The sequence below is a fragment of the uncultured Cytophaga sp. genome, assembly GCF_937863595.1.
Classification (GTDB): domain Bacteria; phylum Bacteroidota; class Bacteroidia; order Cytophagales; family Cytophagaceae; genus Cytophaga.
In genome coordinates this window covers 1-8,837 of record NZ_CALMGQ010000044.1, presented here as the reverse complement: position 1 = coordinate 8,837, position 8,837 = coordinate 1, and the positions used below count along the sequence as shown (strand labels likewise).

The window sequence follows — 8,837 nt, the reverse complement described above, 5'->3', positions numbered from 1 at the left end:
TCAATGCTGCTGCACCAGTAACTCAAGTGTTAACCGTAACGAATCCTGCTAAAACGAATCACACCGTTACATTGAGCCCTCTTGCTCCAAAAGTAGTTGGTGATGCTAGCTTTACGGTAACAGCAACTGCATCATCTGGATTGGCTGTAACATTTACAAGTAGCAATCCTGCTGTAGCAACGGTAACAGCTGCTGGTGTTGTAACGATTTTGAGTGCTGGTACAACAAACATAGTAGCAAATCAAGCGGGTAATGCAACATTCAATGCTGCTGCACCAGTAACCCAAGTGTTAACGGTAACGAATCCAAGTTCTATTTCTTCTATGGAAGTTATGGCAGGTTCAACGGTATTAGCTAACAATGGCACTATGATGAGTATAGGTTCAAATTTGAAAAATGTATCTACATCTCCTTATACCTTTACAATTAAAAATATGGGATCTACTACCTTAACCATATTTTCTGTATCGAGTACTACAGGGTTTACGATTACTTCAATTTCTTCAAATTCAATTGAACCAAATGGAAGTGCAACATTTAAAGTTTCAGGTATTCCGACAGATGCATTTGCCCCTACAAACGGCGCTGTATCCGTTGCTAGTTCGGATGTGAATTCTCCATTTACGATTAATGTTTCGGTTCAGGTTGGTACTCCAACAAGTATTACTAAAACCTTGGCTTCAAATGCCATTGATTTGTATCCGAACCCTACTTCTATTGGGTATTCTAACTTAGAATTTAATGGTTCGTTTGATGATGTCATTGTAACCATCTATTCGGCTGATGGAAGTAAGACGTTAGTTGAAAGCTTCTCAACTGTTAGTGATACGAATAGACAGTTAAATGTTCAAGAATTGCCATCTGGAGTATACTTTGTTGAAGTCAATACGACTCAAGGAAAATTAATGAAACGTTTAATAAAGCAATAGCCTTCATTAACCACATTATATAAAAAATGCCCTGTTATATTTTAACAGGGCATTTTTTATATAATGAAATATGTTAAATTTATTCAGCGTCGTAAATGACTACTTTTTCAAACGTTGCTCTAAATTCATCTAAGAATGCTTTATGTAATGGGTGTACTTGATACACATCATGACCTGCGATATCAGCAAATAATAACAACAAGGAGAATGTATAGGTGGTATCTACAACTGCACGTTCTATTGGTGCAGGTGTACCGATATATAAACCTTTAACGGTTTCAACATCTTTAAGCGTTTCTAAACTTTTGCGGAATGCACTTTTTTGTTCAGCTGTTGTATCGGCTTTAAGCCAGAATAATACGTGGTGACTAAGCATTTTTATATATTTTATGGTAAACGTTTACAAAGTTGTAATTCAATCTTGTTCAAGGATCTCTTGTACACGACCAATTTGGCCATCCTCTAAGCGTACTTTGATTCCTCTATGATGTTTGGGTACACTTGTTAATAGGTCTTTGACAATCCCTTCTGTACGTAATCCGGATTTTTGATCTTTTTTTAGTACAATGCTGACTTTTGAACCTTTAACAATATTCGATCGGATTTTACCGTCCATGAAATGACTTTGATATATTTATTCCATTTGTAAGACTAAAACTTTCTTAAAAATAGTATAAGGTGTGATTGAACAACACTAAAATATTAAATAATACCATTGAATACAAAATTTATAACATTCTATGTCTTTCTTTTTGAAAAAAAGATTTTATAAATACTCGCAGCGCTTAACATACTAATTGTAGGGACTATCATATACATTATCCAATCTGTCCAGATAGCAGAAGGAATTGCGGAAGCTAAGGTACGAGCAGGATTCATGCTGAATCCAGAAAAAGGCGATTCAAAAACGACAAAGCATGTTATAAGTATTGCGGTTACAAAACCAGTCACTTTTTTAAATTTTTGATTAGTAGAAATTAGGAGAGTCGTAAACATCAGTATAAATGAGATGACACCCTCACCTATGATTGCTCCATTCAAACCACTGATACCAGGAACTGTAACTACATATTGAACGCTTGAATCATTCATATAAACTGGTAAGATAAGTGCTATCAAATAAACACCAAGTGTACCTCCGATGGTTTGAAAAATCATGTAAAAGAATGCATCTATCGTTTTTATTTTCTTTAAAAATAAAAACGATAGTGTTACTGCTGGATTAATGTGTGCGCCGGATTTTTTTCCCCATGGTGAGTAGATAATCCCCATAGCTGTAAGTCCCATTGCCAAACCAATTATCATTCGCCGAATAAAATCAGAAGGAATAAGTTCTAAAAATTTAAAGTCGGGATGTTGAAAGAAAATGGTGAACAGGGATGCTGATATCATGAATAAACCCAATCCCCATGCTTCAATTAGATAAAGTGGTAAATTGGATTTGAACGTGTTTGCAATTTTATTCATTGATTCGTTTAAATGACAAATGTATATAAAGTCTGATTAGTCACTTAAATTAGTATTATTTAATCGTTTTAATATAATCTCTCCTACCCGAATTGCATTCGCAATAATGGTTAACGAAGGATTCACCGCACTGCTTGAAACAAAAAAGCTACCATCAACCACGTACAAATTATCTATTTCATGCGTTTTACAATTGATATCTAGTACACTCGTTGTTGGATCTGTACCGAATTTCAATGTGCCATTTTGATGTGCAACTCCAGATAAGGGAATATCTTGACTAATGTTCAATGAATAATCCCAAATAGAACTATACATGCCGGATTCATTTAATAATTCTTTCCATCGATGAATCAATCTGTGAAAAGACGTTGTATTGTTTTCTGTATAATGTACGTGAATACAATCATCTTTTACCATAACTCTATTTTCTGGATCTGGTAAATCTTCTGTAGTCAGCCACCAATCAATAGAGTGTGTTGCCATTGTATCCAACACAAATTCAGGTGTGATTTTGGGCGCATCTCCTTTTAACATGATTCCGTTTGCTTTGCCCATCATTTGAATGTGTCCCATTGGAAAATTATATTCTTTTTCACCCCAATAAAAATCACTTATTGCCAAGGTTTTTTGAAATATGGAGGTGTTTTCATTTTTACTTAATGCAAGAACTACCGCATTTTGATGTTTCATAAAATTGCGTCCTACTTGATCGGATGCATTGGCTAAGCCATTCGGGTGCAATGTATTTGCGGATTTCAAAAATAATGTTGCACTATTTATTGCTCCACAAGAAACGACAACTATGTTGGATGAATAGTAATAAATGGTATCGTTGATCCTGACTTCAACTTTATTAATATGTTTTCCTGTGTCATCCGTATGAAGTTTTAACACTTCAGCATGGGTGAGTAAGGTGACATTGGTATTTTTAATGGTAGGTCGTATGCAATTTCTATCTGCATCTGATTTAGCATGTACCAAGCATGGAAATCCATCGCAGGTATCACAGCGAATACATAAGCTATTTACCTTATCGGCTTCATTTAGTTTTATAGCCAATGGAATATACGATGGGTTATATCCGTTCTTTTCAAGATGATTGTGTATTTCTTGAATGATCGGTTCGTGGCTCACTTTAGGTTCTGGATATGCTTCTGACCTAAATGGATCTGTAGCATCTATGCCTGCTTGTCCGTGAACCTGGTATAATTTTTCTGCTTTGGTATAATACGGTTCAAAGTCAGCATATTTTATAGGCCAAGCGGGAGAAGTTCCTCCTTCGTGTTCAACCTTTTCAAAATCTTTTTCACGCATTCGGTATAATGCTGCACCAAATACCTTGGTATTCCCACCAACCCAATATCCAGTACCTGGCCTGAACTCTTTATTATTTTTATCCTTCCAACGTTCTTTGGTATGATAGCGCTCGTCTATAAAAACTGCTTTTGGATCCCAATTTTCTTTTTCTTGAGGAAGGAATCCACCGCGTTCCAATACAAGAATGCGTTTTCCAGAATCTTTAAGTGTATGCACTAGTGTGCCTCCTCCAGCTCCCGTTCCTATAACTATTATATCGTATTGTTCTGTTTGATTCATGCTTAAAATAAATTAAAAGAATATAGATTAATATAAAAAAACATTCTATTTAAAATCTGAAGTATGTTTTTTAAAATCACATTCAAAGGGGTTGCACATTCTTTTGAATGTGCAACCCCTTTGAATGTGCAAGCTTTATAAATATAAAATAAGAAATTTAAATCAATCTTCCATCCCACTTTACAAACGCTTCTATTGCTTCGTATTCAGGTAAGCCAAGTGTATTGTATGTGTTTGCGGTTGTTCTGTTTCGATCTTCGGCACGTTGCCAAAACTCTCTAGGATCTGCTCCCGGAAACATCGGTGCATCTTTTTGAGATTGGTGCTTAAAGATACCTCTACGCTTGCGCATCAATTCATCCGGGCTTAAGGGTATTGCCATTTCAATCTGATCGATGTCCCATTCCTGCCATGCACCACGGTATAGCCATACGCGACATTCTTGCATCCACTCTTCATCTTTCAATTCATTTAACGCCAAGAAAATAGCTTTCAAACATACTCGATGCGTTCCGTGTGGATCTGATAAATCACCCGCTGCAAAAATTTGATTGGGTTTTAAATCTATTAATATTTTTTTTACACAATCTATATCTTCTCTACCAATCGGATTCTTTTTTACCAAACCCGTTTCGTAAAAAGGCATATCTAAAAAGTGTGCATTGGCATCGGGTATGCCAACATATCTGCATGTTGCTTTAGCTTCACCTCTACGAATCAATCCCTTCATTTTCATTACTGAAGTTGGATCCATTTCGCCCGGTTTTTTATTCTTCAATGTTTGAACTGTGTTTTTGAAAAAAGCAGTAGTTGTATCTTCTCCTTCATGAATAAATTGATTGAAGTCGGTTGCAAAATCTGCAAAACGAATTACGTCTTCGTCATATACTGCAATGTTACCAGAAGTTTGGTAGGCAACATGTACATCATGTCCTTGGTCTACCAAACGAATAAATGTTCCGCCCATAGAGATGATATCATCATCTGGATGCGGACTAAATATAACCACACGCTTTGGGAATGGAAACGCCCGTTCTGGACGATTGGTGTCGTCTGTGTTGGGTTTGCCTCCTGGCCAACCTGTTATTGTCTTTTGTAAGAGATTAAATACTTCTATGTTGATGTTGTATGCTGGACCGTATTGAGCAACCAATTCTGATAATCCATTTTCATTATAATCCCTATCCGTTAATTTTAATATGGATTTATGTACCATCGAACTCAACCATACGATTGCTTTTTTTCGAGTCTTTTGTTCCCACTCAACAGAACCTACCAGCCAAGGTGTTTTGATACGTGTTAATTCTGCTGACGATGCAGCGTCCAATATAACCCCTACGTTTCCATGCGTTTGTAAAAATGTAGCTGGTATGGATTCAGATATTGCTCCTTCTACTGTTTTCTTAATGATGTGTGCTTTCCCTTCGCCCCATGCCATTAATATGATGCGCTTAGCTTTAAAAATAGTCCCTACTCCCATTGTGAGCGCCGTTCTAGGAACGTGTTCTTCGCCAAAGAAATCACTTGCTGCATCAATGCGTGTTACGTGATCTAATGTTATAATACGCGTTTTAGAATCTAAACGAGAACCAGGTTCATTAAAGCCAATATGTCCTGTTCTGCCGATACCTAATAGCTGCACATCTAAACCTCCTAAGGAATCTATTTTCTCATCGTACTGTTTACAGAATGCATCTATATCCGCTTTGGGTATCGTTCCATTTGGAATGTTTACATTTTCTTTTGGTATGTCTATGTGGTCGAATAGATATTCCCACATAAAACGTACATAGCTTTGTAAAGCAGTATGGTCGATGGGGTAGTATTCATCTAAATTAAAAGTTGTTACATTATAAAAACTCAAACCTTCCTCTTGGTGCATGCGAATCAGTTCAGCGTAGACTCCCTTGGGTGTAGATCCTGTAGCCAAACCTAGTATACACTGTCTCCCTTCTGTTTGTCGTTGTCTGATTATTGCAGCTAATTCATGCGCTACAGCTTGAGAGGCTTCATCTGCAGAGGCATATATTGTAGTTGATAGTTTTTCGAAACTTTTGTTTGAAACATCCATAGGAATTGGAAATAAGCTTTTTGTAAATAAACGAGAAAAAAAACGAAACTGTTTACTATTGAGCAAAAAAATAAAGTGGCTCGTGATCAGTGCACTAAATAATTCCTACTATTATTGCACCAAAAACAATATTTCTATCCTACATACGACTATTAATCATGAGCTTAAAACGCACCTATAAAATCATGTTACTAACAGGTATAATACTTGCCATTTTTACAAGTGGAACGATCCTATTTCTTCAAACTGCTCCATTTGGCAATACTCCGTCGAATACACGTTTAAAACGAATTATAAAATCACCCAACTATAAAGACGGGGCATTTCAAAATACGTCTCCCACTCCAATGATGTCTGATGATGCCTCTTACATGGATATGCTCAAACAACAATTTGTGAGCGATTCTACACGTGAACCACAGAAACCTATCCCAAATATTAAACGCGACTTAACAATTCTTCCATCTGATAAACCAACAATCACCTGGTTTGGGCATTCAACGTATCTTATTCAATTAAATGGAAAAAATATTTTAGTGGATCCTGTATTCAGTAATAGTACTTCTCCTGTCCAAGGTATTGGCAATAAAAAATATATGGGAACTGAAATTTATAGTCCCTCCGATTTTCCAAATATTGATGTGGTTATTCTTACCCACGATCACTACGATCATTTAGATTATCAAACAACGCTTGATATGAGAGCTAAAGTTGGGGGTTATTATATGCCACTTGGTGTTGGTTCGCATTTAGAATCTTGGGAAATCGATACAGCTAAAATTCATGAATTGGATTGGTGGGATGAAATAAATCTAGCTTCAGATATCAAGTTGGTGTGTTTGCCTGCTCGACATTTTTCTGGTAGAAGTATTACCGATAGAAATAAAACCTTATGGGCATCTTATCTGCTCATAACGCCAACGCATAAACTCTATCTTGGTGGTGATTCTGGGTATGATACCCACTTTAAGCAAATAAACGAAAAGTACGGAGCGATTGATATAGCCTTTCTTGAATCCGGTCAATACAATGCATATTGGCCGTTTATTCACATGATGCCTGAGGAGACTGTACAAGCAAGTGTTGACTTACAGGCAAAAGTATTGATGCCCGTTCATTGGGGGAAATATACGCTTGCATTTCATGCCTGGAATGAACCTATAAATCGCTTAACACTTGAAGCGCATAAGAAAAAAGTTACTGTTGTTACTCCGATGATTGGGGAAACTGTAATATTGGATAGTATATTTCCTAACAGCAGATGGTGGGAAAAATAATTATGAATTATGAGTTATGAATTCATAACTCATAATTCAATCTACTCCTGCGGTGGATTTGGTTTTTTTACAATCGTGTGTTTGATACCGCTTGGTTCACGGTGTATGGGTTTTGAATGCTCTTTAGGAGCGCTTCTATTATTACTACTGCTACTATTACTGCTACTTTTAGATTTACTACCGTTTGAATAGCCTTTTGCTTGATGCTTTGGTTTTTTTTCTGGTTCGTAAACAGGACCCTCTCCAATTTCAATTGGGATGGTTAATTTTTCAATTTCTCTTCCAATTAAATTTTCAATTTGTAAAAATTTATATTGATCGGTATCACTGATAAATGTAATTGCTGTACCTGTTGTTGCAGCACGTGCTGTACGTCCAATACGGTGTATGTAGTTCTCCGCATCACCTGGTACTTCTGCATTGATAACTAAATCAATTCCATCAATATCAATACCGCGTGATAAAATATCCGTACCAATCAACATTTGTAATTGACGACTTTTAAAGGCACGCATGATTTCTTCACGCTCTTCTTGTTCCAAATCCGAATGGAAACCTTTAAGAGAAAAGCCCATATTGGACAAATCACGTTCTAGTTTTTTTACGTGTTCTTTTGTAGAAGAGAAAATGATGATGCTATTGAAGTTACCACTAGCAAGGATGTGTTTTATTAATTTATTTTTTTGTTCTTCGTAAACCAAGTATGCTTGTTGTAAAATACCAGCAGCAGGTTTAGATATCGCAATATTGATTTGTTGAGGATCTACCATCAATTTGTTTGCTAATGCACGCATCTTCGTAGGCATGGTAGCAGAAAACATAATGGTTTGTCTTTCTGTAGGTAAATAACTTATTACACGAACAATATCATCATAGAAACCCATGTCTAACATACGATCGGCTTCATCTAATACAAGATGTTTGATCTTTGTTAAGTTGGCAGTACCAGATTGTAATTGTGCAAGTAATCTACCAGGAGTAGCAATGACAATATTCGCACCATCCGTTAACGCTTTACGTTGTTGATCCCATGTTGCGCCATCACCACCACCATATACAGCAATAGAGCTTACATTGATGAAATACGAAAAACCTTCAATCTGTTGATCTATTTGTATTGCAAGTTCTCTAGTAGGTACCAGAACTAAGGTATCCAATCCGTCTGTATTTGATTCGATTATTTTGTTTAAGATAGGCAGCATGTAAGCTGCTGTCTTGCCCGTGCCTGTTTGTGCACACGCAACCAAATCCTTATTGGACATGATTACAGGGATGGCTTCTATCTGAATAGGCGTTGGTTTATTGAAGCCCATGGAGTTTAAGCTGTCTAATAAACCTGCATTGAAATTAAAGTCGTTAAATGTCGATGACATAAAATTATATTGTATCTAATTGGAATTGAGTAAATATACTACATTTCACTCGTTTTTTTATCATAAAAAGGGTCAGGTAAAAAAGCTGGGGAGTAACTGATAAAATATTAACTTTACAGGT

Annotated in this window: 8 protein-coding genes; 2 read left to right on the top strand and 6 right to left on the bottom strand. The window is 36.4% G+C overall.

The annotated features are described in order from the left end of the window. Positions 1–929: T9SS type A sorting domain-containing protein (locus Q0543_RS03320; RefSeq protein ID WP_299249089.1), on the top strand; the 929-nt coding region annotated here is incomplete at its 5' end. 79 nt (positions 930–1,008) lie between these two features. Here Q0543_RS03320 and Q0543_RS03315 read toward each other — a convergent pair. From Q0543_RS03315 to nagB, 5 genes are all read right to left on the bottom strand, one after another. Further along, positions 1,009–1,305 carry a Dabb family protein gene (locus tag Q0543_RS03315; RefSeq protein ID WP_299249086.1) on the bottom strand — a complete coding sequence of 99 codons (297 nt, stop codon included), beginning with the start codon at positions 1,303–1,305 and terminating at the stop codon, positions 1,009–1,011. Between the two features lie 39 nt (positions 1,306–1,344). Next, positions 1,345–1,545, bottom strand: coding sequence for a YwbE family protein (locus tag Q0543_RS03310; RefSeq protein WP_299249083.1), 201 nt, complete (start codon positions 1,543–1,545; stop codon positions 1,345–1,347). Between the two features lie 122 nt (positions 1,546–1,667). Beyond that, on the bottom strand, positions 1,668–2,396 hold the full coding sequence (locus tag Q0543_RS03305; RefSeq protein WP_299249080.1) for an aquaporin: 729 nt from the start codon (positions 2,394–2,396) through the stop codon (positions 1,668–1,670). A gap of 36 nt (positions 2,397–2,432) precedes the next feature. Further along, complete coding sequence (locus tag Q0543_RS03300) at positions 2,433–3,995, bottom strand: GMC family oxidoreductase (RefSeq protein WP_299249077.1); 1,563 nt, start codon at positions 3,993–3,995, stop codon at positions 2,433–2,435. Positions 3,996–4,152: 157 nt separating this feature from the next. After that, positions 4,153–6,066 (bottom strand): glucosamine-6-phosphate deaminase, encoded by a 1,914-nt coding sequence (nagB, locus tag Q0543_RS03295; protein ID WP_299249074.1) that lies wholly within the window; start codon positions 6,064–6,066, stop codon positions 4,153–4,155. 158 nt (positions 6,067–6,224) lie between these two features. Between nagB and Q0543_RS03290 the strand changes: the two genes are divergently transcribed. Then, positions 6,225–7,343: an MBL fold metallo-hydrolase gene (locus Q0543_RS03290; RefSeq protein ID WP_299249071.1), complete on the top strand. Its 1,119-nt coding sequence runs from the start codon at positions 6,225–6,227 to the stop codon at positions 7,341–7,343. 41 nt (positions 7,344–7,384) lie between these two features. On the opposite strand, the gene Q0543_RS03285 is transcribed toward Q0543_RS03290, so the two are convergent. Next, the gene (locus Q0543_RS03285; RefSeq protein WP_299249068.1) at positions 7,385–8,716 is read right to left on the bottom strand and encodes a DEAD/DEAH box helicase; all 1,332 of its coding nucleotides are present in this window, start codon (positions 8,714–8,716) and stop codon (positions 7,385–7,387) included. Between the last annotated feature and the right edge of the window lie 121 nt (positions 8,717–8,837).